Below are 25,324 nucleotides of genomic sequence, written 5' to 3'. Positions count from 1 at the left end.
GCTTTGCCGTGGCCGTCCCGGTCCTGGGCTCACGGGTCGCGGGCCCAGGGGGCGCGGGCCCAGGGGGCGCGGTCGCGGGGGTGGCGGTCGCGGGCCAGGGCCTTTCCGGCGGACAGGCCCTAGGTGAACGCCGAGGCCGGCGGGGCGGGCGAGGCCACGGCGGTGGCGTCGGTGACGGGGGCGGCGCCGCCGGTGAAGTCCAGCAGGGCCCGGCCGTGCTCCACCCGGGCGGTGTGCGGGTCGCCGGCCGCGCGGCGGGTCAGGTCGGCGACGGGGAGCGGCGCGTCGGAGGCGACGAGCACGGCGTTGCCGAACCGCTTGCCGCGCAGCACCGCGGGTTCCGCGATCAGCGCGAGTTCGGCGAACCGGGCGGCCGCGGTGGCGATCTGGCCCCGGAGGAACGTCAGGGGCGCGCCGTCCGCGATGTTGGCGACGTACCGCCCGCCGGGCGCCAGGGCGCGGCGCACCTCGTCCAGGAACTCCACGGAGGTGAGGTGGGCGGGGGTGCGGGCGCCGCCGAAGACGTCGGCGACGATCAGGTCGGCCCGGGCGTCCGGGGCCTTGGCCAGGCCCTCGCGGGCGTCCGCGGTCCGTACCCGGATGCGGGCGGCGGGGTCCAGGGGCAGTTCCCGGCGCACCAGCTGGACGAGGCGTCCGTCGCGTTCGACGACCTGCTGCGAGGAGCGGGGGCGGGTCGCGGCGACGTACCTCGCCAGGGTGAAGGCGCCGCCGCCCAGGTGGAGTGCGGTCACCGGCCTGCCCTGCGGGGCGGCCAGGTCGATCACGTGGCCGATGCGGCGCTGGTAGGTGAACGCGAGGTGCGTGGGGTCGTCCAGGTCCACGTGGGACTGGGGCGCGCCGTCGATCGTCAGCGTCCAGCCGCGGGGGCGGTCCCGGTCCGGCACGAGCGCGGCCGTCCCGCCGTCGACCTCCTCGGTCACCCCGGGGGCCGTCCCGCCCCGTGTCTTCCTGCCCATACGCCCATTGTCGCCTCCGCCCGAAGGGCCACCGCGGGGCGGGGGCGACGGGGGCGGGGTGCGGGTCCGGGGGGTCTACTCGCAGCTGTCGGCGGCGGCGATGAGGCGGGCGGCCTCGCTGAGGGCGCGGCGCAGCACGACGGGGTCGGTGGCGAGCCCGTCGGGGGCGGGCGGCAGGAGCCAGTCCGTGCCCTCGGCCCGGTGCACGCACCGGCTGCCGGGGACGTTCCACCGCTCCGCCGTGCCGGTCGGCACCACGAAGCCCAGAGTCCCGCCCCGGTCGTCGTGCAGCACGGGCCCCACCGCCTCGAGGTGGTGGCGGCGCAGGATGTCCACCGCCTCGAGCCCTTGCCGCGTGGGAACGGTCACGACGTCGCCTCGCACCGACGGACGGCTGTTCTGCATTTTCGGCCTCCAAGGACCTCAATAGCTCGAGAACCGGCAGTAGCTCACGGCGTGAATTCCCAGCGGCGAATTCAGCGGCAGCGTGGGATTCAACGTCAGTGAACCCCCGGTGGACACGGACGGACGCCCCGTCCCGCCGATTCGCTCCCCTTCGCCACCCCCCGCAATGCGGTCGTCCGGCCTCGACAACCCCTCGTGTCCCACGCGCACCCCGCGTTGTCGGTGGCGGATGCCAGACTTCCCCGGGTGAGCGAATACCTGAGCGGCCCGCGCCCCGGTCGGGGCGGTCCGGGCCCCGAGCCGAACCAGTCGCCCGGGCCCGGCGGGGACCGCGTGGGCCAGGGCGAGGCCCCGTACGGCGACGCGCCCGCGCTGCGGCAGCGGCTGGCCGAGCTGCGGGGGCCCGGCGTCCAGGCCAAGCCCCTGGACGCCCGCGCCCTCGCCGCGCTGGCCGCCAACCCGGGGTGCGAACGCCGCGCGATCCTGGACGGCGCCGGCGTGGACAAGACCGCGCTGGCGAGCGCGCTCGGCGCTCCCGCGCCCTTCGGCCAGTCCCAGTTCGCGTTCACCCGCGGCCACGCCTTCGAGGCGCGGGTGAAGGGCGACGGGGGCGCCGAGCTGCTGCGGCTGGTGCGCGAGCGGCTCGATCCCTCGGCCCCGGAGCCCCCGCCCGGCGGCGCCCGCCTGCCGGACCTGGCCGCGACGGGCCCGCAGGGCCGGGCCGGGCGCACCGCGCTGGCCCTGCGCGAGGCCGCCGCCGCGGCCGAGGCGGAGGGCGCCTGGACGCTCCTGGACCATCCCATGCTGGCCCTCGAGGTGGCCGGCACCCCCGCCTTCCTCGAGCCGGACGCGGTCGTGGTCCACCCGGACGGCACCTGGACGGTCGTGGAGATCAAGTCGTTCCCCATGCTGGACGGCTCCGCGGACGCCGCGAAGGTGGGCGCCGCGGCGCGCCAGGCCGCGGTGTACGTGCTGGCGCTGGAGGACGTGGCCGCGCGCCTCGATCCGCCGCCGCGGGTGCGCCACCGCATCCTCCTCGTCTGCCCGAAGGACTTCTCCAACCTGCCCACCGCCTCCGCCGTGGACGTGCGCAAGCAGCGCGCGGTGACGGCCCGGCAGCTGGGCCGGCTGACCCGGGTCGAGGAGATCGCGGCGGGTCTGGCGCCGGGCGCGTGCTTCTCCCCCGAGCTGCCCGCCGACCTGCTCGCCGAGACGGTCGAGTCGGTGCGCGCGGAGTACACCCCGGAGTGCCTGGCCACCTGCGAGCTGGCCTTCCACTGCCGGGCCCGGGCCCGTGCCGAGGGCACGGTGACGGTGCTGGGCCGGTCCGCGCGGGCCGAGCTGGGCGAGCTGGCCGCCGTGGAAGCGGTGCTGGCGGCCGCGCACGGCGAGGCGGGGGACGCCGCCGACCCGGCGGTCGCCGCGCTGCGCCGGGCGGCCCGGCTGCGGGAGGAGGCGCTGGCATGTCGCTGATCACGACCCTGGCCCGGCTGGAGGCGATCCGCGCGGGCCGCGCCCAGCCGGCCGCCACCGTGCGGCACCGGCACCTCGCCGAGCGCCCGCTGGTCGTGGTGCCGTTGACCACGGCCGGCGAGGCCGGCGCCCCGCTGGGCGCGCTGGTCGGCTGCGACCGGGACGCGCCGCGCCTGCTGGTGGTGCCGCAGCCCCGCGACCGCGACCTGCGGTCCGCCTTCCTGGCCGAGCTGGCCGACGTGGTGCTGCCGTACGTGGAGTCCTTCGCGGACGACGTCGAACTGGTGGAGGGCAAGGAGGCCGACCCGGAGACGGGGCGGCAGGTGAAGGTGGAGCGGGAGCTGTGCGCCGACGCCCCGCAGCTGATCGTGCCGAGCCGGGCGGGCGTGGAGTTCCTGCGGCTGCTGGGCCGCTCCACCCGGTTCCGCCGCACCGCCGACCAGGACCCGGAGACGGCGTACCCGGCGCCGCCGCGGGTGCCGCTGCTGGGCCGCTGGCTCACCCACTTCGGTGAGCGGGCCCGGGTTCCGGGCTCCTCGCTGCTGCTCGCCATGACCGACCTGCTGTCCCGGCACTGGGCCACCGGGCAGTCCAGCCTGGAGGACCAGCACCTGGGGGCGCTGCTCGCCTGGATCGACCCGCCCGTGGAGGAGGGTCTGACCGGCGCCGAGGCGGCGCTGCGGGCCGAGCTGGGGCGGGACCCCGAGGGCCAGCTGCTGTGCCCGCCGGCCGGTCCGGCCACCGACCCCGCCTTCGACAACCGGCTGCTGGCCCCCGCGATCGAGCGTTACGACCGGGCCCGTTCGGCGCTGGCCGCCGCCGAGGACGGGGTGGCCGCCGACGCGCTGCTGGCGCACCTGTCCGAGGCGGAGCGGGAGATCGGCGAGCTGGTCCGCTCACGCACGCTGCCCACCTGGGAGAACGTCTGGCGCGGCCTGGACCTGCTGCGCGCGCTGCCCGAGGCGTCCCGGGTCCCGGACCGCTGGACGGGCGACCGCTGGTCGTTCACCGCGCACCGGGACCGGGTGGCCTCCGGTGAGCCCCCGCAGCCGAGGATCGACGACGCGGTCACGGCGGCGCAGAAGCTGGCCCGCCGGGAGCGGGAGCAGGCGAAGCTGGACGCCCAGGAGGCGCTGGACGACCCGCTGGTGCTGGCCGCGCGGCGGCTGACCGGGGAGGCCTTCGTCGGCGAGGTCGTCGAGGTGGCGATGACGTACACGGAGACCAAGCGTCCCTCTCCGCGCCCGCTGGTCACGGTGCGCACGGAGGACCGGCCGCACCTGGGTGAGAAGGCGAAGGTCTTCCGTTCGCTGGAGGGCAAGCCGCAGACGGCCCGGTTCGTCGCCGCCGAGGAGGAGGACGGCGGTGCGGGCGGCGCGGGGGAGGTTTCCGCGGAGGGCCCGCTGCTGGTCGTCCTGCGGATCGTGGACAGGATGGGCCGGGGCAAGGAGCCGGCCCTCGGCTCGGTCCCGGAGAAGGGCGACCGGCTCTGCTTCACGCTCTTCGAGCACGAACCGCGCGGCGGCCCCAAGCTGCCGGACCCGGAGAACACCCCGTGGACGCACGGCGGGCCGCCCTCGGACCCGGCCCCGCTGCCCGCCGCCGATCCCGTCACCGAGGAGGACCTGCTGTGATGACGTCCGTCGGGGCCGCCCGAGCCGCGGCCTTCGATCCCGGCGCGGAGGCCGCCCGGGTCACCGAGGCGATCCTGCGCGACACGAAGGTGGGCGCCCACCGTGGCGTGGTGGTGGACTCCCCGCCCGGCGCCGGCAAGTCGACGCTGGTGGTGCGGGCGGCGCTGGAGCTGGCGGACGCGGGCCGTCCGTTGATGGTGGTCGCGCAGACCAACGCGCAGGTGGACGACCTGGTGCTGCGGCTGCACGAGAAGCGGCCCGACCTGCCGGTGGGCCGGCTGCACAGCAGCGACGCCGACGCGTACGACAAGGCGCTGGAGGGCCTGGACAACGTCCTGCTCTCCGACAAGGCGGCCGCGCTGGCGGGGCTGCCGGTGGTGATCTCCACGGCGGCCAAGTGGGGCCATGTGAAGCCCTCCGACGCGCACTGGGAGCAGGCGATCGTCGACGAGGCGTACCAGATGCGCTCGGACGCGCTGCTGACGGTGGCCGGGCTGTTCGACCGGGCGCTGTTCGTGGGCGACCCCGGTCAGCTGGACCCGTTCTCGGTGGTGGGCGCGGAGCAGTGGGCGGGGCTGTCGTACGACCCGTCCGCCTCGGCGGTCTCCACGCTGCTGGCCCACAACCCCGGTCTGCCGCAGCACCGGCTGCCGGTGTCGTGGCGCCTCCCGGCGTCGGCGGCCCCGCTGGTGTCCGCCGCGTTCTACCCGTACACGCCGTTCCGCGCCGGCACCGGTCACGACGACCGGCGGCTGTCGTTCGCGGTGCCGTCGGACGGGTCGGGCCCTGACCGGGTGATCGACGAGGCGGCGCACTCGGGGTGGGGGCTGCTGGAGCTGCCGCACCGGCTGACGCCGCGGACCGACCCGGAGGCGGTGCGGGCGGTCGCCACGGTGGTGCGGCGGCTGCTGGACCGGGGCGGGGCCGCTGTCTCGGAGCGGTCGGACGTCCCGGTGCCGCTGACCGCCGACCGGGTGGCGGTCGGCACGGCCCACCGCGACCAGGCGGCCGCGGTGCGGGCGGCGCTGGCCGAGCTGGGGGTGCGGGACGTCGTCGTCGACACCGCCAACCGGCTGCAGGGGCGGGAGTACGACGTGACGGTGGTGCTGCACCCGCTGTCGGGGCGCCCGGACGCGACGGCGTTCCACCTGGAGACGGGGCGGCTGTGCGTCCTGGCGTCGCGGCACCGGCACGCCTGCATCGTCGTCTGCCGGGCGGGGGTGGCCGACCTGCTCGACGACCACCCGTCCACCGAGCCGGTGCAGCTGGGAGTCACCGTGAAGTTCCCCGACGGGTGGGAGGCCAACCACGCGGTCCTCTCCCACCTCGCCGAACACCGCGTCCCCTGGCGCCCCTGACGCCCGACATCGCCCCCGGACCCGACGGGCGGAGTCCGGCACGCCGCCGGGGGACCGCGATACCGTCGTCGTATGACGACGACTGCCTCCCTCGGCACGGGTGTGGGACCGCTGTTGCGCGGCTGGCGCGAACGGCGCCGGATCAGCCAGCTGGAGCTGGCGCTGCGCGCCGACTCCTCGGCCCGTCACATCAGCTTCATCGAGACCGGGCGCTCCCGCCCGAGCGAGGACATGCTCCTCAGGCTCGCCGAGCACCTGGAGATACCCGTCCGGGACCGCAACGGGCTGCTGCTGGCGGCCGGTTACGCCCCCCGCTACACGGAGACACCCCTGGAGGACCCGGCGATGGGCGCGCTGCGGGAGGGCATCGAGCGGCTGCTGCGCGGCTACGACCCCTATCCGGCGGTCGTCGTCGACGGCTGCTACAACGTGCTGGCCGCCAACCAGGGGATCCTCATGCTGCTGGAGGGCGTGCCGGAGCACCTGCTCACGCCCCCGCTGAACGCCATGCGGCTCACCCTGCACCCGCAGGGCATGGCTCCCAGGATCCGGAACCTGGCGGAGTGGCGCGGGCACCTGCTCGCCCAGATGGAGCGGCAGATCGCCCATCTGCGTTCGGACTCCCTGCGCGCCCTGTACGAGGAGGTGGCCGCCTACCCGTCGGCTCCGGCGCTCCCCGAGGACGAGGCGACCCGGTCGGGCGTGCACCACACCGGGCGGCCGTCGGAGGACGGACCGGCGGAGAGCGGGCCGGCGAACGCGTACTTCGCCCTGCCCCTGCGGATCGAGCACCGCGGGCGGGTGCTGTCCTTCGTCTCCTCCATCAGCACCTTCAACACGCCGATGGACGTGACCGTCTCCGAGCTGGCGATCGAGACGTTCCTCCCCGCCGACGCCGAGACCGCCGCCCACCTCAGGGCGCTGCAGCCGCAGACGGCGTAGCCGTCGGCTTGGCGGCGTGGAACGACGAGGACGGGAACGGAAACGGTGACGGGGCGCGGGGGCGGTCAGAGGACCGGGGCGTCCTGGGTGAGGAGGGCGACGATGTCGTCGGGGGGCACGGGGCGGCTGTAGAGCCAGCCCTGGCCGGTGTCGCAGCCGATGCGGCGCAGCCGGGCGGCCTGTGCCGCCGTCTCCACGCCCTCGGCGGTGACGCTGAGTCCCAGCCGGTGGGCGAGCTGCACCATCGCCTCGACGATCACCTCGTCCGCCGCGTTCGGCGCGGACCGCCCGCCCTCCCCCGCGGCCCCGGCCCCGCTCCCGGCGCCGTCCTCGTACTGGAAGCCCCGGACGAACGACCCGTCGAGCTTCAGGACCGACACCGGGAGCCGGCTCAGGTAGGCGAGGTTGGAGTACCCGGTGCCGAAGTCGTCGATGGCGATCCGCACGCCCATGTCGCTGAGGGCCTGGAGCGCCTTGATCGGGCGGCCCGCGGACCCCATCAGGGCCGACTCGGTGAGTTCCAGCTGCAGCAGCCCTGGGTCGAGCTCGCACTCCGCGAGGATCCGCGCCACGTCCGACACCAGGTCGGAGTCCCAGACCTGCCGCACCGCCACGTTGACGCTGACGAACAGGGGCGGCTCGCCCGGGTGGTCGAGCTGCCACCGCCGGGCCTGCCGGCAGGCGGTCCGCAGGATCCACCGCCCCAGCGGCACGATGGACCCGTCCTCCTCGGCCAGCCCCACGAACCGGTTCGGCGAGAGCATCCCGAACTGGGGGTGGTCCCACCGCACCAGCGCCTCCACCCCGCGCAGCCGCCCGTCGGACATCCCGACCAGCGGCTGGTACTGGAGGACGAACTCCTCCCGCTCGATGCCGGGCCGCAGCGTGGAGACCAGGGCCTGCCGGGTCATCCGGTGCGCGTTGCGCTCGGGGTCGAAGAGGGTCCAGCGCGACTTCCCGTCGGCCTTCGCCCAGTAGAGCGTGGTGTCGGCGGCCTGCATCAGCCCGGTCGCCGTGGTGCCCTCGGCGTGCCGCTCGACGACGCCGATGGAGGCGGAGACGGAGAGCCGCTGACCGGAGAGGTCGAAGGGCGCCTGCAGGGCGGTGAGGACGGCCTCGGCCAGGTCGGCGAGCTGTTCGGTGCCGGCGGAGTCCTCCACCAGCAGCGCGAACTCGTCGCCGCCGAGCCGCGCCACCAGCGGCACGCCGGTGCGGTTGTAGCCGGCCTCGTCGGCGCACCGGGTGAGCCGCTCGGCCACCGCGGCCAGCAGCCGGTCGCCCACCCGGTGGCCGAGGGTGTCGTTGATCGCCTTGAAGCCGTCGAGGTCCAGGTAGCACAGCCCGACCCGGCCGGTGCCGACGTCCGAGGTCAGGGCGGTCTCCAGGGCGGTGGTCAGCCGCTCGAAGAAGAGGCTGCGGTTGGGCAGCCGGGTGACCGGGTCGTGCATCTGGAGGTGACGCAGCCGGGCCTGGAGCTCGCGGCGGGCGGAGATGTCGGCGACGGAGAGCAGCACGCCCTGTTCGCCGCCGGTCAGCGGGGTCACGGTGACCTGGGCCCAGAGGGAGTGCCCGTCGGGGTGCTTGAGCCGACGGGTGCAGCGCAGCACCGCCTGCCGGCCGCGCAGCACCTCCCGGTACGCCTGCCAGGTGCGCGGGTCGGCCGCCAGGTCCACCAGGTCGGCGGCGACCCTGCCGGCCAGCGTGTCGGGGCGGGGCGCGCCGAGGAGCCGGGCGAGGGTCGCGTTGGCGCCCACCACCAGGCCGTCCGGGGCGACCACCGCCATGGCCAGCGGCGCCGCCGTGAAGGCGGACCGGTAGGCGGGGTCGAGGGCGAGCAGCGCGTCGCCGCCCGCTGCGGGCGTCCGCACGGCGTCCGGCGTCCGGCCCCGCGCGGCGTCACCACTGGCGTCACCGCCGGTGGCGGCGTCGCGGGCGGAGCCGCCCCGCGGGGAGGACGGCTTCGGTCCGGCGGCAGGGCCGGGTGATGCCGCGCCCCCTGAGGACGATGAGGGCGCCGCGGGCGCCGAGGGCTCCGCGCCACGCTCCGTGACGGTCTGGTCCATGCGATCCGGAGCAGCCGGACCTTCGGACGTTCCGCTCACCGCTTGCTCCCGCAGTGCACTCGATCTTCGTATGGGTAGTCCGGTTCAGGAAGGGTCGGGAAAGTGTGCCGATCATAGAGGCAGCCCACGGGCCCTTCCAGCCGTCCATTTCCGCACCGGGGCAAACCACCCCAGCCGCGGATCGCTTGCGTCCAGAAATGGACACGTCGTTTTGCCGGCCGATCAGTTGTGACGTTCCGTGACCGAAGCTCAGTTCGAGTCCCGGCCGGGGCGCCGGGATGCGCAGGTCGTCCCTCACCCTTCCGGGCCAGACGAACAGGGCATCTCTGCACACCATCACACAGTCTGGGTGCGGTGTCCCGGAAATCGCGCCCGGAGGTAGCCGTGCCGTGTCCAGTCCCCTTCGCCAAGGGGTTCCGCCGCCGTCCGGGCATGCGCACCTCGGCGGCGGTGGCCACCACCCTGTCCGCACTCGCCGCGACGTCCATCGTCGCCCACCCCTCCGCCGCCGGGACCAGCCTCGAACCGTGTGCGCTGGAGCGCACCTCCGCCCATCACTCCGAAGGGCTCGACACCTGGAACGCCCATTACCCCCGTCCGACCCGGCCCCTCGACGCGGTGATGGTGTTTCTTTCCTTCCCAGACTCGGAGCCGCTCACCACTCCCCGGCAATTGATGGCCGACCATTTCCCCCTCACCAACGAGTACTTCCAGCGGGCCTCGTACGGAAGGTTCAGCGTCCGGCCGGACCCGGTGCGGACATGGCTGAGAATGCCGCGTGCGTCCACCGAGTACGCGATGGAGCGCGACTGGAGCTCCGCCCAGCGCGCCGCGTACCTCGAGGACGCGCTCTCCGTCTCCGACCCGGTCGTCGACTTCTCCCGGTACGACATCGTGTACCTGGTCGCCGACCCGGACGCGCCGGGTGTGAACGCGGACGCCACCAAGGTCGTCAACCTCTCCCGGCCGCTGCGCGCCGACGGCACGGACCTGCGGCGGGTGGTGACCGTCTTCGAGCGGCATCCGCCGGACCGGCTGGTGCTGGCCCACGAGACCGGTCATGTGCTGGACCTGCCGGACCTGTACCACCGGCCCCGGGACGGCAAGGGCGACTGGGACACCCACGTGGGCGACTGGGACCTCATGGGAAGCCAGTTCGGGCTGGCGCCGGACCTCCTCGGCTGGCACAAGTGGAAGCTGGGGTGGCTCGACTCCGGGCAGATCAGCTGCGTGCGGGGCCCCACCCGGCTCACCCTGGAGCCGCTGGGGGTGGGCGGCGACACCGGCCGGGAGACGGGCGGGACGGCGGGGGCGGCCGGGACTCCCGGGGCCGCGGCCGGTGCGGCGGCCGCCGACGCGTTCGGGGCGGTGGGCGGCGGCGTGGGCGCCGGGGCCGCCGGTTCGGCGGCGATGCCCTACTTCGGGCTGGGCGGGGGCACCAAGCTGGCGGTGGTGCGGACCGGGCCGGACAGCGTGCTGGCCTTCGAGGCGCGCGGCCCCGTCGGCAACGACGCCACCACCTGCTCGGAGGGCGTGCTGGTGTACCGGGTCAACGGCGGCACCGACTCGGGCGAGGGCCCGGTGGAGGTGGTGGACTCCCACCCCGGCACCTCGGCCTGCCCCGACCGGTCCGTGTACCCGCCACTGGCCGACGCGCCGGTGGAGGCCGGGGAGACCTTCACCGTGCCCGGGGACGACGTGCGGGTCCGGGTGGAAGGGCGCACGGCGTCCGGGGCGTGGACGGTGCAGATCACCCCGGCGCCGGGGGCGGAGGTCCCCGCCTCGCTGGAGGCCCACTGAGACACCCGGGGCCCCTGGACCACCGCAGGCCCACTGGAACGCCGGAGGCCCGGTCCACGTTTCCGTGAACCGGGCCTCCGGTGTCGGTGCGCCGCCAGGGACTCGAACCCCGGACCCGCTGATTAAGAGTCAGCTGCTCTAACCAACTGAGCTAGCGGCGCCTGCTGACGTCGTAGACATTAGCACCCCGATCCGGGTGACGAGAAATCGATATGCGCGGGTGGTCCACGAGGGGCCCGCGGGAGGCCCCGGGCCTGCTACGTGGGGCCGGGCGAGCCGCGGTGGCCGGCGGGTCCGGGGGCGTCCTCGATGCCGCTGAGCAGGTCACGGCCGAACTCGACCATCTTGACAGCGTAGTCCTCGGTCCACTCCGCGCGGGCCGCGATGTCGGCGGCGGAGAGCCGGTCGAAGCGGCGGGGGTCGGCGAGCTGGGCGGCGGCCATCGCCTGGTACTCGACGGCGCGGTCGGCCGCGGCGCGGAACGCGTGGGTGAGTTCCGTCGCCCGGGTCAGCAGCGCCTTGGGGTCCTCGATCGACTCCAGGTCGAAGAAGTGCTCGGGGTCGGCGGCGGCGGCCGCCGGCTCGAAGAGCAGGGGCGCGGGGCGTAGCCGCGGGTTGGTGTTGCGCGGCGTGTGCTCCGCCATGCGGGTCTCCGTTCCTCGCGTTCGTTCGTGGTCACCGCCATCCATTGTCCCGCCCCCCGCAACCCCCACCTCTGGCCCCCGCTTCCCGGGGCCCGCGCACCCGTGCGGGGGCCGCGCCGGGCGGCGCGGCCCCGGGGGGGACGGGAGGCTAGGCGGTGGGGAGGCCGTAGGCGTCGGCGATGAGTTCGTAGGAGCGGACGCGGACGTCGGGGCCGTGCGCGTTGGCCGTGAGCATCAGCTCGTCCGCCCCGGTCCGCTCCCGCAGCGCGTCCAGCCCGGCCCGCACCTGCTCCCCCGTGCCGTGCACCACGTTCGCGTTCCAGCTGTTCACGAACTCCGTCTCCGCCTCGGTCCAGGGGTGGGCCTCCGCCTCCTCCGGCGTGGGGACCAGCCCGGGCCGCCCGGTGCGCAGGCGCAGCATGTTCAGCGCGGCGGCCCGCACCTGGCGCCGCGCCTCGCTCTCCTCGTCCGCGGCCAGCGCCGCCACGCCGATCAGCGCGTACGGCGCGTCGAGGTCTGCGGAGGGCCTGAACGACTGCCGGTACAGGTCCAGCGCCGGGATCGTGTTCCGCGCCGAGAAGTGGTGGGCGAAGGCGAACGGCAGCCCCAGGGTGCCCGCGAGCTGCGCGGAGAAGCCGGAGGACCCGAGCAGCCACACCGGCGGCCGGTGTGCCGACTGCACACCCCCCGCGGACGACCCCTGCACCGGCCCCGGTACGGCGTGGATCCGCGCGTACGGGTGCCCGTCGGGGAAGTCGTCGTCCAGGAAGCGCAGCAGTTCGGCCAGCTGCTGCGGGAAGTCGTCGGCGCCCTCGTTCAGCCGGTCCGTGCGCCGCAGCGCCGCCGCGGTGGCGCCGTCGGTGCCGGGCGCCCGGCCGAGGCCGAGGTCGACGCGGCCCGGCGCCATGGCCTCCAGCGTGCCGAACTGCTCGGCGATCACCAGCGGGGCGTGGTTGGGCAGCATCACGCCGCCGGAACCCAGCCGGATCCGGCCGGTCCGCGCGGCCAGGTAGGCGAGGATCACGGCCGGCGAGCTGGACGCGACGCCGGGCATCGAGTGGTGCTCGGCCACCCAGTACCGGTGGAACCCGCGGGACTCCGCGAGCTGCGCGATCCGCACCGAGGTGGCCAGCGCGTCGCTGGAGGTGTACCCCGCGCCGACGGTGACCAGGTCGAGGACGGAGAGGGGGACGGGGGCGCCGCCGTGCGCCGTGCCGCGGATGTCGTCGTCGGTCCGGTCCGTCACTGTCACCGTCGTACTCCCTTTTCACCGCTTACCGTGCGCTGGGCGACAACGCGGCGGGGCGGTGGCGTATTCCGCCACCGCCCCGCACCGCACCGCGCCGTCCCGCCGCGCACCGCGTGCCGTCAGAGCACCGCGCCCAGGAACTCCCGGGTCCGCTCGTGGGTCGGGTCCTCGAACATCCGCTCCGGCGGGCCGGACTCGATGACCCGGCCGCCGTCGAACATCAGCACGTCGTCGGAGATGTCGCGCGCGAAGTTCATCTCGTGGGTGACGCACAGCATGGTGATGTCGGTGGACCGCGCGATGTCGCGCAGCACGTCCAGCACACCGGCGACCAGCTCGGGGTCGAGCGCCGAGGTCACCTCGTCGAGCAGCAGCACCTGCGGCCGCATCGCCAGCGCCCGCGCGATGGCGACGCGCTGCTGCTGGCCGCCGGAGAGCTGCGAGGGGTACACGTCGCACTTGTCGGCGAGCCCGACCAGCTCCAGGAGCTCACGGGCCCGCGCCTCGGCCTCGTCCTTCGACAGACCGAGGACGGTGACCGGCGCCTCGGTGACGTTGCGCAGCACCTTCATGTTGGGGAAGAGGTTGAACTGCTGGAACACCATGCCGATGTTCCTGCGGACCTCGGCGACCTCCCGGCGCTTGGCCGGATACAGCCGCCTGCCGTCGACGGTGATGGTGCCCTCGTCCGGCCGGGTCAGCGTCATCAGCATCCGCAGGATGGTGGTCTTGCCGGAGCCGGACGGGCCGATCAGGGTGACGTGCTTGCCGGCCTCCACGGAGAAGTCCAGCCGGTCCAGCACCGTGTTCTCGCCGAACCGCTTGCTGACCTGGTCGAACCGGATCAGCTCGCCGGTGGGCGAGGGGGGCGTCGGGGTCCGGGAATCAGGGGTGGGGAGGGTGTCAGACAAGACGTCGCTCCAGGGATCGCAGGAGGAGGGAGGCGAGGTAGGAGATGACGATGAAGGCCACGCCGATCACCGTCACCGGCTCGGTGAACCGGAAGGCGTTCTGCGAGAAGAGCCGCGCCTCGCCGAGCATCTCCAGGACGGTGACGGTCATCAGCAGCGGCGTGTCCTTGAGCATCGAGATCACGTAGTTGCCCAGCGCCGGCACCACGCGCCGCACGGCCTGCGGCAGGATCACCGCGGTCCAGGTGCGGCGCAGCGGCAGGTTGAGCGCCTTGGCAGCCTCCCACTGGCCGGCCGGCACGCCTTCGATGCCGGCACGGTAGACCTGCATGGTGTAGGTCGAGTAGTGCAGGCCCAGACCGATGACGCCCATGGTGAGGGCGGAGAGGGTCAGGCCCCACTCGGGCAGGACGTAGAAGAGGAAGAAGAGCTGCACCAGCAGCGGCGTGTTCCGGACGAACTCGGTGAACACACCGACGGGCCAGCGCACCCAGCGGCTCGGGACCCTCATCAGCAGGGTCCACACCAGACCGAGGGTGAAGGACAGCAGGGACCCCAGCACCAGCGCCTGCAGGGTGACCAGCAGGCCGTCCCAGAAGTGCGGCATGAAGTCCGCGACGGCGTTCCAGTCCCAGTTCACGCGGCAGCACCCGCCTTCGAGCCGGCCGTGGCCTCGGGGGTGGCCGTCCGCACGGTCCTGCCGGTGCGGACCTTGAGGTTCTTCTCCAGGCCGCGCATGACCCGGGTCAGCAGGAAGGCGAGGACGAAGTAGATGATCAGGATGTACGTGTAGATCTCGGTGCTCTCCTGGAGGGCCAGCCGGATCAGGTTGCCGCTGAACGCCAGGTCGCCCATGCCCATGATCGACACCAGGGCGGTGCCCTTGAGCAGTTCGACCAGGAGGTTGGAGAACGGCGGGATCATCTCGGGCACGGCCTGCGGCAGCAGGACCAGCCGCATGCGCTGCCAGGGGGTGAGGCTGAGCGCGATGCCCGCTTCACGCTGCGCCTGGGGCACGGCGGCGATCGCGCCGCGGACCACCTCGGCGCCGTACGCGCCGTAGGTCAGGCCCAGGGCGAGGGTGCCGGCCCACAGCGGGACCAGCTGCCGGCCGAAGGCGGTGGGCATCACGAAGAAGACCCAGAACATCATGATCAGCGCGGAGGTGCCGCGGAACACCTCGGTGTAGAAGCCCGCCAGGAAGCGGACGATCCACAGCCGGTGGGTGCGGGCGATGCCGGCCACGAAGGCGACGGCGGTGGCGAGGAGGGCGCTGAGCACCAGCAGCTGGACGGTGATCCAGACGCCGTTCAGCACCAGCTCCCAGAGCCCTGAGGTCATCGAGCTGTTCATCGGGCGCACAGCTCCTTCGCGGTCAGGTCGGTCATCTCCGACTCGGTGAAGCCGAAGGGCCGCAGGAGGCGCAGCAGCTCGCCGCTCTTCTTCATCTTGTGGAGCTCGGTGTTGAAGGCGTCGCGCAGCCGGGTCTCGGTGGGCCGGAAGGCGAAGGCGCCGCCGTCGATGCGCGGCTTGCCGTCCACGACCGGGGCGAACGGCTCGGTCGCCTCGGCCTTGCCCGACTTCTTGACCACTTCGCGGGTGGTGACGGCGGTGCCCGCGAACACGTCGGCGCGTCCGGACTCGACGGCGTTCAGTCCGGCCACCTGGTCGGGCACGATCAGGATCTCGCTCTCCGGGATGCCCGCCTCGATCGCGTACTCGATCTCGGCGTAGCCGGTCCCGGTGGCGAACTTCGCCTTCTTCGCGACGACGTCCCGGTAGGTGCGCAGCCCCATCGGGTTGCCCTTGCGGACGACGAAGGAGTCGAGCATCTGGTAGTCGGGGTCGGCGAAGATCACCTGTGCGCAGCGTTCCTTGTTGACGTACATGCCGGCGGCGACGACGTCGAACTGCTGGGAGTTGAGGCCGGGGATCAGGGAGCCGAATTCGGTCGGCACCGGCTGGACGGAGTCGACCCCCAGGCGCTTGAAGATCACCCGCGCCAGTTCGGGGGCCTCACCGGTGAGGTTCCCGTCCTTGTCGATGTAGCCGAAGGGTATTTCGCCGGCTATCCCGACCCGCACCACGCCCAGCGCGCGCAGGCGTTCCAGCAGGTCACCGCCCTGTTTCCCGTCCTCGGCCGGGACCCGGCTGCACGCGGAGACGCCGAGTGCGGTGGCCGCGGCGGCCCCCGCGGCCAGCAGGCTCCGCCGGGTGAGTGGTCTTTCCTTCTTGAAGGGAGGTGAAGACATGGCGGCGCGCCTACCCGAGCTTCGATGGCCTAATCCGATCGGTTTCCCGGGCGGTGCTGGGTACCCGGACAGGACCGGAACGACGGTGCCGGTGCACGTGAAGGTGACGGAGAGGCTGGACATGACCGCACTCGGATTCATCTACCCGGGCCATTCGGCCGAGGACGACTATCCCCGCATCGAGCAGCTGATCGGCAGCGACATCCGGGTCGACGTGGTCCACACCGAGCGCGGTGAGGACGTGCGGCGGGTGGATGTCCTGCGGGAGACGGGCGCGCCGGGGCCGCTGGCCGACGCCTGCGAGCAGCTGCGGCTGTCGGGCGCGGAGGCCGTGGTCTGGGTGAACACGGCGGGCAGTTTCGTTGACGGCTGGGAGGCCTCGCGCGAGCAGGTGCGGTCGCTGGCGGTCGCCGCGGGGATGCCGGCCTCCTCGGCGTCGTTCGCCTTCGTGCACGCGGTGCGCGAGGTGGGCGCGCGGCGGGTGGCGGTGGCGGCCACCTATCCGGAGGACGTGGCCGAGCTGTTCGTCGCCTTCCTGGAGGAAGGGGCGGGTGTCCGGACCGTCTCGGTGCGGGGCGCGGGCGCGGTCACGGCGTCGGACGTGGCGTCGTGGGGCCCCGACCGGGTGCACGAGCTGGTGCTGGCGGCCGACCATCCGGAGGCGGACGCCGTACTGGTTCCGGACAGCGCGCTGCACACGGTCTCCTCGCTGCCGGCGCTGGAGGCGGCGGTGGGCAAGCCGGTGCTCACCGCGAACCAGGTGTCGGCCTGGGAGGCCCTGCGCCTGACCGACCGCCGGGTGAACGCCCCGGAACTGGGCGCCCTCTTCACCCGTGAGCCGCTGGTGCAGGTCTGAGGTCGTCCGAGGTCGCGCCCCGTCGGCCTGCCGTCACGCCGTTCGGAAACTGGTGCGTTCCCCTGGCATATGCCACCTGCGAAAGCACGGCGAGGAGATCGCGGCAGGACCGGAAGGCCCTGTCCGAATAGCTACGCACCGGTATCGTGAAACAGGTCGATCGGCCCCGCTCCGACGGGAGCGGGGAACGGCCCGAACACGCTGGCGCAGGGGGAAACCGTGGCGCTGAACGAACCGGCCGCGCCGCGCCACACGGTCCAGGAGGCCCTCAGGGTCCTGGACCTGGTGGAGCGGCATCCCGCCGGAATCACCGACGCAGAACTCGGCCTTCAGCTCGACCTCGCACCGCGGCGCCTGACCACGCTGCTGCGGATGCTGAGGCGGGAGGGCTTCGTCCTGCGCATGCCCGACGGCGCCTACGCCGTCGGCGACACCTTCGCACGCCTCACCTCGGTGGACGGGCGGGACCGGGCACTGCGCGCGAAGCTGCAGCGCACCCTGAACCGGCTGCGCGAGGACGTCGGGGCGGCGGTCTACCTCAGCCGTTACGTCGACGGCGAGGTGCAGCTCACCCAGTACGCCGCCGGCCCCGAGACCCCGGCGGTCAACGAGTGGGTGGACTTCCGCTGGGCGGCCCACGCGAGTGCCGTGGGCAAGAGCCTGCTGGGGCAGCTCGACCGGGACGGCCGCCGCGACCACCTCTCCCGGCACCGGATGGCCCGCCTGACCTCGCGCACCATCACCAGCGAGCGGCTGCTGCTGTCCCACCTGGAGGCGCAGCCGCCCACCGCGCCGATGCTGGACATCCAGGAGTACGCGGTGGGCACGGTCTGCGCGGCGGTCCCGATCTCCTCGGGCGCCCGGGTGACCAGCCTCGCGCTGTCCATGCCGGTGAGCCAGGCGCACCGGCTGCGCAGCGCCGCCGACAAGCTCCACCGGGAGGCGACGCCGGTGATGCTGTCGCTGTCCATCGGTGCGTGATCGGGTACGAGCGGCGTGTGATCGGCGTGTGATCGAGCGTGATCGGATCACGACCGGCGGAAATTGGTCAGGAGCACCCCGGAGGACCAGGTAGTATTTTCTTCGTCGCCGGCCGCGGAAGCGGACGGCGGGAGTCACGCGCCGCTAGCTCAGTTGGTTAGAGCAGCTGACTCTTAATCAGCGGGTCCGGGGTTCGAGTCCCTGGCGGCGCACAGAAGAAGGGCCCCTCGCCTCGGCGAGGGGCCCTTCGGTGTTCACGGGGACCCGGGGCGGGTCACCTGGTCATCCGGTCACCTCGGTCAGAAGGTGACGTCCGAGCAGGCGTAGAAGGCGTTCGCGGTGTCGGCGACCGTCCATACCGCGACGATCACGTGCCGGCCGCTGAGCCCGCCCGGCAGCGTGCCGCTGTGCGAGAGCGTCTGCGGCGGCTGCTGGTTGTTGTACGGCACCGTGAGGAACGGCGTCAGGTTGAGGTCCGACCGGGCCAGCGGGTGGCTCTGGTTCCAGCCGGGCTTGGTGATGTAGTAGCGGAAGTCGGTCGTCGCGTGCCGGGCGGTGAACTGCCACCGGAAGGTGTAGCTCTGCCCCGACGTGACCTTGGTGGCCGGCCAGGCGGCGCCCGAAGGCGTCTTGGGCTGGTCGAGCTGGTTGAAGGTGGAGTGGCCCGCCGAGCAGATGTCTCCGTCGGCGGGTCCGGCGGCCGGGAAGCCCTTGGGGCCCTCGACGCTCTGCGGCTCCCACTGGATGGAGCCGCAGTTCGTCACGGTGCCGTTCTGACAGAGCTTCTGCCGGCTGACGGGCAGGTCCGTGTAGCCGTGGCCGCTGGCGCCACCGGTGGAGAGCACCAGGGCTCCCACGGTGGCCAGACCGACCGAGGCCGCGTACAACTTCGTGGTTTTGCGCATGACGACGCTCCCTGGGGGTGGGGGGTCCTGAGCCGTACGAGCTGAACCGAGCTGAATCGAACATCGAACTGAATCGAGCTGATGGTGCGGTGAAGGTCTAGACCAAGTCTCAAAGTAGAAGCGTGATCTAGACATGTCCATACCAATCTCGGCCGCTCTTTCGGAATGTGCGGATCCTCCAACTCCCGGAGCCGGGCGGCGGGCCGGGCCGGCGGTCAGGGCGCGGCCTCACCCCGTCCCGCGCAGAAGGCGACGGTCAGGTCCTTCACCAGGACCTTGCGCTCGTAGTCGTCGAGCTCCACCAGCCCGCGCAGGGTGAGCCGGTTGACGGTGTCCTCGACGGAGTCCACCACCGCGCTGAGCACCCCGGCCCGCTGCCGGGCGTCGAGGGCGGCGATCCGCCGCCGCTGCATGACCGCGGCCACCTCGGGGGCGTACTCGACGCGGATCGGCCGCACCGCGAACACCTCGAGTCCGACCGCCTTGGCGTCGGCGGCGACCTGACCGGTCAGCGCCTCCTCCAGGCCCGGCTCGTCCCCGTCCTCGCCGGGGCGTTCGTCGGCCGGCTCCATCGGCGGGTCCACCGGGATCCGGGCCAGTGCCGCCTCCACGCAGCGGCGCAGGTACTCCTCATGATCCGCAACCGCGTGCACCGCCCGGGCGGTGTCCTTGACCCGCCACACCACCAGCGTCCGCACCCGCAGCGCCACCCCGTTGGGGTCGCTCGCGCACAACGGCTCGCTGCGCCAGTGCCGCAGCCGGACGTCGACCCTGCGGCGCAGCAGCAGCGGGTTGACCCAGAGCAGGCCGGTGCGGCGGACGGTGCCGCGGTAGCGGCCGAACATGCCCAGCACCCAGGCGCAGCCGGTGTTGCCGCGCGCCAGGCCGCCGAAGCCGAACAGGCCGAGGGCGGCGGACCCGGTCCAGGCGGCCCACCGGCCGAGACCGAACCCGGCCGTCCCGGCGTCCGCGACGGGCAGGCCGGCGACCTCCAGCGCGGCCGGCGGCACCACGCCGGCCCACCAGGTGGTCAGCACCCCGCCGGCCAGCCCTGCCGTTCCGGCCAGCACCCCGAGCGCGCCGGGCACGGCGCGGCCGGGCCGCTCCTCCAGCGCCGGGTCGACGTCGGCGGCCACCGCGGGGAGCGGGGCGGGACGCCGCCGGGCCGGGCGCGGCGGGCGCTGCGGGCCGATGGCTCCGGCGGCGCCCGCCGCGGCCGCCGCTCCGGCGCTGGCCGCCCCGGTACCGGCCGCCCCGAGGGCCGCGGCGGTTCCGGTGGTCTCCACGCGGGCGACCACGGCGGGCTGCGCCCCGGTCGTGGTGTCGTCGCGGAAGAGGAGGTGGACGGGGATCTCGGTGGTGGCCTCGTTCTGGATCAACCGTCCCTGCGGGCGGGCGGCCACCGGCGCGGGGTGGGCGGCGGGCAGTGCGGCGGCCACGACGGTGGTGGTGGTCGCGGGTGCGGGGGCGGGTGTCGTGACCGGTGCCTGTGCCGGTGCCACCGGTGCCGTGGCCTGTGCGGCTGCGGGGATCGCGGGTGGGGAGGGTGCGGGGGGCGCCGCCGCGGGGAGGGGCGGGGGCCCGCCGGGGGTGGCGGGCCCGGCGGCGGGCTCGGGGTCGGGTCCCGCGGCCGGGATCTCGTCGGTCGTCGCTGTCATGCCAGTCGCCCTCGTTCCGGTGCTGTCGTGCTGGTGCCGTCGTGCCGGTGTTGCCGTGCCGGTGCGTGTCGTGCCCGTGCGTGTCGTGCCCGTGCCGTCAGGCCGGTGCGTGTCGTGCCCGTGCCGTCAGGCCCGTGCGCGTCGTGCCCGTGCCGTCAGGCCCGTGTGCGTCGTGTCCGTGCCGTCAGGCCCGTGTGCGTCGTGTCCGTGCCGTCAGGCCCGTGTGCGTCGTGTCCGTGCCGTCAGGCCCGTGTGCGTCGTGTCCGTGCCGTCAGGCCCGTGCGCGTCGTGCCCGTGCCGTCAGGCCCGTGTGCGTCGTGTCCGTGCCGTCGCGCCGGTGCGTGTCGCTTCGTCGTTTCGGTGGGTCAGGAGAAGAGCCGGCGCCAGGTTTCCGGGCCGGGGTAGCCGTCGGCCGCGCCGCCGCGCCAGCCCTGGGCGCGCTGGAACGCCTGGACCGCCCTGCGGTCGGCGTCCGTCCACTCGGGGCCCGGGCCGTCGGTGTAGTGGCGGCCGTACCCCTTCTTCACCAGCTGCTGCCCCAGCTGCGTGACGTAGGCGTTCCTCGCCCCCGGACGGAACGCGGCCCGGCCGGGATAGCCGGTGACGCCGTGCGAGGAGGGCGTCCCCGCCGGTGGGATGTCACGGCCGCGCCCGGTGACCAGCAGCCGCCAGGTCTGGGGCCCCGGGAGCCCGTCGGCCGCCTTGCCCACCCAGCCCTGGGCGCGCTGGAACGCCTGGACCGCCCTGCGGTCGGCGTCGCCCCAGCGGGCGCCGGGACCGTCGGCGTAGAACCGGGCACCGCCGCGTTCGACGAGCATCCGGCCCAGGCGGGTGACGTGCGCGTTGGTGGCACCGGGGCCGAAGGAGGCGCGGCCCGGGAAGGCGGCCTCCTCGCCCGAGTCGCCGCCGGAGCCCTCGCCGGGGGCGAGCGCCCGGTAGCGGTACGGGACGTAACGGTCGCCGTCGACCGGGTACGGGTAGTCGAGCACCCGGCGCACGGCGTGCGGACGGGTCTGCTCGTAGGCGACGTAACGGGTGTGGGTGTAGTCGGTCCAGCCGCCGAAGATGACGACGTGGGAGCCGGTCTCCGGGTCGGCGGAGTCGTGGTGCAGCAGGATGTCGCCGGGGCTGAGCTCCTCCTGGGAGATCCGCACGGCGTAGTCCTCGAGGTTGCCGGTCCAGGCGTTGCCGGGGAGGTCCCAGGCCATCGACACGAAGCCGGAGCAGTCCTGGCGGTAGCCGTCGGCCCAGGTGCGTTCCATGTCGTACGGGACGCCGGCCTCGGTCCACCGCCGGGCCCGTTCGATGATCTCCCCGCGCGAGGCCGGCCGCAGGACCGCCCGGTCCCGCGCGCCCGCCGAGGGTGCCCCCTCCTCCCGCGCGGGCGCGACCCGTACTCCCCCGCTCCGCGGAGCCGCCACCGCCCGTACGCCCGCGCTCCCGGTCCGCGCCACCGCTCCCTGCCCGCTCGGGGGCCGGACGCCGCCGCCCTCCCGTGCCACGGCCTGCGCGACCTCCTCCTCCCGCACTTCGGAGGCCGGCGTGGCCCCGGTCGCCCCGGTCGCGCCGGCGGCCTCGTCGCGCGGAACCTGACCACGAGGAGTGACCTCACCGCCCCCGGCCACCACCGGTCCGCCGCCGCCCGCCGCATCCCCCACCCGCGGGACTCCGCCTTCGGCACCCGGGGCGTGCGGCGTCGCCTCCGCCTCCGCGACCGCCGTTGCTGCGCCACCGCCCGCCAGGTCCCCCACCTGGGGGTCTTCGCCCTGAGCACCCGGGGCGCGCGACGTGCCCCCCGCATCCGCGACCACCGCGGTCGCACCGCCGTCGCTGTCGCCGTCAGCCTGCGGGGCCTCCTCCGGAACGGCCGGGGCGTGCGGCACCGTCTCCGCCGCCGCGACCACCGCTGACGCACCGCCGCCCTGCGCGGCCTCGGTGGCTTCGCCCTCCGAAGCCGGTCGTTCCGCGTCGCCGGTCTTCGCGACGGCCTCCGACCCGCCGTCCCGCTGCCCCGGCCCGTCCGCGGACTGCTCCGCGCCCACCGCCGCGGTCATCCCCGGCGCGACCCCGTACCCGGTCGCGGCCTCCGCCACCGCCTCGGTGGCTCCCGCCTCCTGGGCAGCGGAACCGCCCGGGCCCTCCATGGCAGCCGCCACGGGCGCCCCCTGGTCGACAGCCGGGGCGACGGCCTCGGCGGTCACCGGGGCCGCGGTCATGGCCGTGGCCGCCGCCGCGGTGACCGTGACGACCCGCGCCGCCCCCGCCGGGTGTCGCGCGGCGCCCGACGCTCCCCCCGCGGCGCCCGGCATCGCCCGCCGCCAGTGGACGCAGCCGGCGCAGTCGCATTCTCCGGCGGGGTCGAACTCCTCGAAGGCCGGCTCAGTCATGCGATCTGCCTCACATTTCGTAGGAAATGTCCGCCCTTGTGTACGTTCGCCAGTCTCGCAACCCCGGGCGTGGACCGCATGTTGACGGTCCGAATGATGTACGCGCCCACTCCACGGGACGAAAGAGGCAGGTGGGGTGGTCGGGAGCACCCCGCCAGGTGGGGTAGAGTTTTCTCTGTCAGCAGGCGCCGCTAGCTCAGTTGGTTAGAGCAGCTGACTCTTAATCAGCGGGTCCGGGGTTCGAGTCCCTGGCGGCGCACGACGAGGCCCTCGCGCAAGCGGGGGCCTTTTGCTGTGCCCGCACCCGTGCGAAATGTCCGGGGACGCCCGGAGCGTCCGGGGAGCACGGCGGCACGAGGGGGCGCGCGCACACCCCACTTGCCCCACCCTCACCCCTGACCGCCCCATTAGGCTCGTATGACCGGTTAAGACCGCGTTTCGCGTCTTGCGATCATGCGGAAAGCCGTAGAACTCTTGGACACAAGTCGCCGCGGGCACGCGGCGGTTCGGGGGAGCGCGGCGTCCGGTTGCCGCCGCGCGGACGGGGGTGGGGCCCCGTACCGGACGAAGACGCCGGGGGGCGTCACAGCAGCCGGCCAGGGGGACGTACGACAACGCAACGGACACGCGTCGCGGCACCGCCGTGCGCGTGCGGGGGGATGACTTCATGACGTCGACGCCGACAGGCGCCGCGCAGGACTTCGGCGCGTCCACGACCACGCCGCTGAACAGAACGGCGGCACCGCCGCACCACGGGCCGGCGGCCGCCGGCCACACTCCGCCGGCCGGCACGACCACCACCACCGGCGTCTTCCGCCGGCTGCGGCGGAACCTGCCGGCCTACGACTACGAGCACTACAGCCGGCTCGCGGGGCCGCTCACCCGCCCCGACCCGTCCCGGCCGTACACGGTCCGCTACCGCTCGCTGCTCTCGCAGGAGCCGCACCGCATCCGGGTGTCGTTGATGCTGGTCGCGGCCCCGCTCCTGTCGGTGGGGCTGCTCGTCTGGCTGCTCCAGCCCGCGCACTGGACGCGGCGCGACTACCCGACGTTCGACCTCCTGCCGGCGCTGGACGTCGTGATGCTGGTGTCGATCGGGCTGATCGAGCTCTTCCGCTGCGCCAACGTGCTCTCCAACGCGCACGCCACCCTCGTCGCCCGGGATCCCGTGCCGGTGGTGCCGCAGACGGGGACGCGCGTCGCGTTCCTCACCTCGTTCGTGCCGGGCAAGGAGCCGCTGGCGATGGTGACGAAGACCCTGGAGGCGGCCGTGCGCATCCGCCACCGGGGCGTGATGCACGTCTGGCTGCTCGACGAGGGCGACGACCCGGAGGTCAAGGCGGTGTGCGCCCGGCTCGGCGTGCGTCACTTCTCCCGCAAGGGCGTCGAGAGGTGGAACCAGGCGAAGGGCCCGCACCGCGCGAGGACCAAGCACGGCAACTACAACGCGTGGCTGGACGCGCACGGCGACGGTTACGACTTCTTCGCCTCCGTCGACACCGACCACGTGCCGCTGCCGAACTACCTGGAGCGGATGCTGGGCTTCTTCCGCGACCCGGACGTCGGCTTCGTCATCGGCCCGCAGGTGTACGGCAACTACGACACCTTCGTGACCAAGGCCGCCGAGTCGCAGCAGTTCCTCTTCCACGCCCTGATCCAGCGGGCCGGCAACCGGTACGGCGCGCCGATGTTCGTCGGCACGTCCAACGCGGTGCGGATCTCCGCGCTGCGGCAGATCGGCGGACTGTACGACTCGATCACCGAGGACATGGCGACCGGCTTCGAGATCCACCGCCACCGCAATCCGGCCACCGGCCGCAGGTGGAGATCGGTGTACACGCCGGACGTGCTGGCGGTCGGCGAGGGGCCGAACTCCTGGACCGACTTCTTCACCCAGCAGCTGCGGTGGTCCCGGGGCACCTACGAGACGATCCTCAAGCAGTACGCGAAGGGCTTCTGGTCCCTGCCGCCGGGCAAGCTCCTCAACTACACGATGATGATCATCTTCTATCCGATCTCCGCGCTGAACTGGATCCTCGCGGCGCTGAGCTGCGCGCTCTTCATGGGCCTGGGCGCCTCGGGCGTCGACATCGACCCGGTGGTCTGGCTGATGCTGTACGGCAACGCGTCGGCGCTGCAGATCGGGCTGTACGTGTGGAACCGGCGGCACAACGTCTCGCCGCACGAGCCGGAGGGGTCGGGCGGGGTCGCGGGCATGGTGATGTCCGCGCTGTCGGCGCCGGTCTACGCACGGTCGCTGCTGGACGCGGTGCTGCGGCGCAGGAGCCGGTTCGTGGTGACCCCCAAGGGCGACTCGGCGAGCCCCGACACACTCCTCGGGACCTTCCGGATCCACCTCTTCTTCATCGCGGTCTTCGGCGGTGCGATCGGGGCCGGGTTCTGGCAGGGGCACGCGCATCCGGCGATGGTGGTCTGGGCCTCCCTGGCCCTGCTGATCACCGCGACGCCGATCATCGTGTGGCGCCTCACGCTGCGGGCGGAGCGTCGGGGGCGGGCGGCCGTGGGGCAGGTCCCGGCGCGGGCTGCGGTCCCCGGGGGAGGCGCGTCCCGGATCACGCCGCCGCACGGCACGCCCGTGTGGTCCGGTGTCCGTCCGCCGGTGGCGGCGGGTGCGCACGCCCGTCCGATGCCGACGCAGGTCCCGGCCTCCGTGGGGGTGGGGCCGTCGACGCCCTCCCAGGTGGCCGCGGCGCCGTCCGTGGCCGGCGCCGGTTCCGCCCAGGAGCACGTGCCGTCGCGGACCGGGCGCCGCCCGAGCTGGGCTTCCGACTCCCCCGCCACCCTGACCCTGCCCCCACTCGACGACAC

General features: G+C 74.0%; 19 protein-coding genes, 3 tRNA genes and 1 pseudogene. 10 read left to right on the top strand and 13 right to left on the bottom strand.

The annotated features are described in order from the left end of the window. Positions 1 to 119: 119 nt before the first annotated feature. Positions 120 to 977, bottom strand: coding sequence for a spermidine synthase (locus Sfr03f_RS19430; RefSeq protein WP_108955230.1), 858 nt, complete (start codon positions 975 to 977; stop codon positions 120 to 122). A 75-nt stretch (positions 978 to 1,052) separates the two neighbouring features. Next, on the bottom strand, positions 1,053 to 1,382 hold the full coding sequence (locus tag Sfr03f_RS19425) for a hypothetical protein (protein ID WP_108955229.1): 330 nt from the start codon (positions 1,380 to 1,382) through the stop codon (positions 1,053 to 1,055). 333 nt (positions 1,383 to 1,715) lie between these two features. Here Sfr03f_RS19425 and Sfr03f_RS19420 point away from each other — a divergent pair, with 333 nt between their 5' ends. From Sfr03f_RS19420 to Sfr03f_RS19405, 4 genes are all read left to right on the top strand, one after another. Then, positions 1,716 to 2,855: a hypothetical protein gene (locus Sfr03f_RS19420; RefSeq protein WP_108955228.1), complete on the top strand. Its 1,140-nt coding sequence runs from the start codon at positions 1,716 to 1,718 to the stop codon at positions 2,853 to 2,855. Then, a complete protein-coding gene (locus Sfr03f_RS19415) occupies positions 2,846 to 4,489 on the top strand; it encodes a hypothetical protein (RefSeq protein WP_108955227.1) in 1,644 nt (547 codons plus the stop codon). The genes Sfr03f_RS19420 and Sfr03f_RS19415 overlap by 10 nt, the downstream gene beginning before the upstream one ends. Beyond that, positions 4,489 to 5,847: an AAA domain-containing protein gene (locus Sfr03f_RS19410; RefSeq protein ID WP_108955226.1), complete on the top strand. Its 1,359-nt coding sequence runs from the start codon at positions 4,489 to 4,491 to the stop codon at positions 5,845 to 5,847. Before Sfr03f_RS19415 ends, Sfr03f_RS19410 begins: the two co-directional genes overlap by 1 nt. A gap of 72 nt (positions 5,848 to 5,919) precedes the next feature. After that, positions 5,920 to 6,789 carry a helix-turn-helix domain-containing protein gene (locus Sfr03f_RS19405; RefSeq protein ID WP_108955225.1) on the top strand — a complete coding sequence of 290 codons (870 nt, stop codon included), beginning with the start codon at positions 5,920 to 5,922 and terminating at the stop codon, positions 6,787 to 6,789. Positions 6,790 to 6,854: 65 nt separating this feature from the next. On the opposite strand, the gene Sfr03f_RS19400 is transcribed toward Sfr03f_RS19405, so the two are convergent. Beyond that, entirely contained in the window at positions 6,855 to 8,852 is a 1,998-nt protein-coding gene (locus Sfr03f_RS19400; RefSeq protein ID WP_245967649.1) for a putative bifunctional diguanylate cyclase/phosphodiesterase, read from the bottom strand. Positions 8,853 to 9,206: 354 nt separating this feature from the next. Between Sfr03f_RS19400 and Sfr03f_RS19395 the strand changes: the two genes are divergently transcribed. Beyond that, positions 9,207 to 10,652: a M6 family metalloprotease domain-containing protein gene (locus Sfr03f_RS19395; protein ID WP_372514235.1), complete on the top strand. Its 1,446-nt coding sequence runs from the start codon at positions 9,207 to 9,209 to the stop codon at positions 10,650 to 10,652. 87 nt (positions 10,653 to 10,739) lie between these two features. Here the strand turns inward: Sfr03f_RS19395 and Sfr03f_RS19390 are convergent. The 7 genes from Sfr03f_RS19390 to ehuB all read right to left on the bottom strand — a co-directional run bounded on the left by Sfr03f_RS19390 (position 10,740) and on the right by ehuB (position 15,708). Next, positions 10,740 to 10,813: transfer RNA gene (locus tag Sfr03f_RS19390), tRNA-Lys, on the bottom strand. 96 nt (positions 10,814 to 10,909) lie between these two features. Then, a complete protein-coding gene (locus Sfr03f_RS19385; protein ID WP_108955223.1) occupies positions 10,910 to 11,296 on the bottom strand; it encodes a DUF8844 domain-containing protein in 387 nt (128 codons plus the stop codon). Positions 11,297 to 11,444: 148 nt separating this feature from the next. Continuing rightward, positions 11,445 to 12,542 carry an LLM class flavin-dependent oxidoreductase gene (locus tag Sfr03f_RS19380; protein WP_108955222.1) on the bottom strand — a complete coding sequence of 366 codons (1,098 nt, stop codon included), beginning with the start codon at positions 12,540 to 12,542 and terminating at the stop codon, positions 11,445 to 11,447. Between the two features lie 122 nt (positions 12,543 to 12,664). Then, positions 12,665 to 13,456 carry an ectoine/hydroxyectoine ABC transporter ATP-binding protein EhuA gene (gene ehuA / locus Sfr03f_RS19375; protein ID WP_108955221.1) on the bottom strand — a complete coding sequence of 264 codons (792 nt, stop codon included), beginning with the start codon at positions 13,454 to 13,456 and terminating at the stop codon, positions 12,665 to 12,667. Beyond that, the gene (gene ehuD, locus Sfr03f_RS19370; protein ID WP_108955220.1) at positions 13,449 to 14,096 is read right to left on the bottom strand and encodes an ectoine/hydroxyectoine ABC transporter permease subunit EhuD; all 648 of its coding nucleotides are present in this window, start codon (positions 14,094 to 14,096) and stop codon (positions 13,449 to 13,451) included. The genes ehuA and ehuD overlap by 8 nt, the downstream gene beginning before the upstream one ends. Next, positions 14,093 to 14,797 carry an ectoine/hydroxyectoine ABC transporter permease subunit EhuC gene (ehuC, locus tag Sfr03f_RS19365; protein ID WP_108955483.1) on the bottom strand — a complete coding sequence of 235 codons (705 nt, stop codon included), beginning with the start codon at positions 14,795 to 14,797 and terminating at the stop codon, positions 14,093 to 14,095. The genes ehuD and ehuC overlap by 4 nt, the downstream gene beginning before the upstream one ends. A gap of 8 nt (positions 14,798 to 14,805) precedes the next feature. Next, a complete protein-coding gene (ehuB, locus tag Sfr03f_RS19360; protein WP_108955219.1) occupies positions 14,806 to 15,708 on the bottom strand; it encodes an ectoine/hydroxyectoine ABC transporter substrate-binding protein EhuB in 903 nt (300 codons plus the stop codon). 121 nt (positions 15,709 to 15,829) lie between these two features. Between ehuB and Sfr03f_RS19355 the strand changes: the two genes are divergently transcribed. The 3 genes from Sfr03f_RS19355 (at position 15,830) to Sfr03f_RS19345 (ending at position 17,757) form a co-directional block, all read left to right on the top strand. Further along, positions 15,830 to 16,564 (top strand): maleate cis-trans isomerase family protein, encoded by a 735-nt coding sequence (locus tag Sfr03f_RS19355; protein WP_108955482.1) that lies wholly within the window; start codon positions 15,830 to 15,832, stop codon positions 16,562 to 16,564. 219 nt (positions 16,565 to 16,783) lie between these two features. After that, positions 16,784 to 17,545 carry an IclR family transcriptional regulator domain-containing protein gene (locus tag Sfr03f_RS19350; protein WP_108955218.1) on the top strand — a complete coding sequence of 254 codons (762 nt, stop codon included), beginning with the start codon at positions 16,784 to 16,786 and terminating at the stop codon, positions 17,543 to 17,545. 138 nt (positions 17,546 to 17,683) lie between these two features. Further along, a tRNA-Lys gene (locus Sfr03f_RS19345) sits at positions 17,684 to 17,757 on the top strand. A gap of 87 nt (positions 17,758 to 17,844) precedes the next feature. Here Sfr03f_RS19345 and Sfr03f_RS19340 read toward each other — a convergent pair. The 3 genes from Sfr03f_RS19340 to Sfr03f_RS30950 all read right to left on the bottom strand — a co-directional run bounded on the left by Sfr03f_RS19340 (position 17,845) and on the right by Sfr03f_RS30950 (position 21,610). Next, on the bottom strand, positions 17,845 to 18,450 hold the full coding sequence (locus Sfr03f_RS19340; RefSeq protein WP_108955217.1) for a lytic polysaccharide monooxygenase auxiliary activity family 9 protein: 606 nt from the start codon (positions 18,448 to 18,450) through the stop codon (positions 17,845 to 17,847). Positions 18,451 to 18,665: 215 nt separating this feature from the next. Then, positions 18,666 to 20,108 (bottom strand): SPFH domain-containing protein, encoded by a 1,443-nt coding sequence (locus tag Sfr03f_RS19335; RefSeq protein WP_108955216.1) that lies wholly within the window; start codon positions 20,106 to 20,108, stop codon positions 18,666 to 18,668. A gap of 365 nt (positions 20,109 to 20,473) precedes the next feature. Next, positions 20,474 to 21,610, bottom strand: coding sequence for a peptidoglycan-binding protein (locus Sfr03f_RS30950; protein ID WP_372514256.1), 1,137 nt, complete (start codon positions 21,608 to 21,610; stop codon positions 20,474 to 20,476). A gap of 1,070 nt (positions 21,611 to 22,680) precedes the next feature. On the opposite strand from Sfr03f_RS30950, the gene Sfr03f_RS19325 reads away from it, so the two are divergent. Beyond that, positions 22,681 to 22,754 (top strand) — tRNA-Lys (locus tag Sfr03f_RS19325). A 408-nt stretch (positions 22,755 to 23,162) separates the two neighbouring features. Beyond that, positions 23,163 to 24,996: pseudogene (locus tag Sfr03f_RS19320) on the top strand (glycosyltransferase family 2 protein); the annotation flags it as partial. Positions 24,997 to 25,324 lie beyond the last annotated feature (328 nt).

It is taken from the genome of Streptomyces fragilis (assembly GCF_003112515.1).
GTDB classification, from domain to species: Bacteria; Actinomycetota; Actinomycetes; order Streptomycetales; family Streptomycetaceae; genus Streptomyces; species Streptomyces fragilis.
The sequence above is the reverse complement of the archived record's forward strand: the minus strand, read 5'-3'. Positions and strand labels throughout refer to the sequence as shown.